This window comes from Photorhabdus kayaii (genome assembly GCF_025384895.1).
GTDB lineage: Bacteria > Pseudomonadota > Gammaproteobacteria > Enterobacterales > Enterobacteriaceae > Photorhabdus > Photorhabdus kayaii.
This window is the reverse complement of sequence record NZ_JAJAFZ010000210.1, coordinates 1-783: the sequence shown is the minus strand read 5'-3', so window position 1 is coordinate 783 and position 783 is coordinate 1. Positions and strand designations below refer to the sequence as shown.

Here is a 783-nt window from a genome sequence, read left to right as displayed (position 1 = left end):
TTGCCGTAACCCTGGGTCTCCGTCAGGTCGGTGCTTTTGCCCTGAAACACCGTCTGCGCCAGCCTCCCCGCCCTCTCTGAGGGGTCGTCACTGGTGTTTATCTGTTGCAGTTTCAGCCGCACCTGAGTAACCCGGGTCAGGAAGGTTTGCAGGTTGAGGTTGCTGTCCGCCGTTATGACATCCGATGCCTTATTTTTCCCCATCAGCGCCAGTAACGGACCGAAAGTGCTGTCCATCGGTCCGTTCACGTCGCCAGCCTGTTGGTTAATCACCGGCACCGCCGTTTTATTCAGCAACGTCTTCGCGGATTTCACCCATACCTCCGATAACGCCGGCCCCTGCCGGCCGGTCTGCCCCTGATACGCCACGGTGTTCATCAACGCTATCAGCGGGGACTGACGCCCGTCCGCCATCAGGGTTAACTGGTCTGTCACCCCGGCCAGATTACGCGCTTTGTTCCAGCGCAGGCTGTTGAGAAAATCCTGCCAGGCCCCGGCAAAATCGGTAAAGTAACGCGCGGTCAGGCGGGCTTTCAGCGCTGCCGGTGAGACGGCGGCCGGGACGGCCTGACGGTTATCACTCAATACCCAGTCAATCGCTTCCTTGCGTGAAGCCACCGCGTTATCAATCGCTTTCTGTATCTGCCCTTCCCACGCCTGACGGGTAAACATCCCCGGCACCACGCGCGAGGTGGTAAACAACCGTTCCGCCTCGGTGTCGCCGGTCATTTGCCTTAAGGTCAGGTCGGCATAATCCGGCGCCACCGAGCGCAGCATCTGCTGG

The 783-nt window shown here is 59.9% G+C and carries 1 protein-coding gene; it reads right to left on the bottom strand.

The window, feature by feature from the left end:
* A partial coding sequence (locus LGZ98_RS23950; RefSeq protein ID WP_315902014.1) for an ImcF-related family protein occupies positions 1–783 on the bottom strand: 783 nt, incomplete at both ends.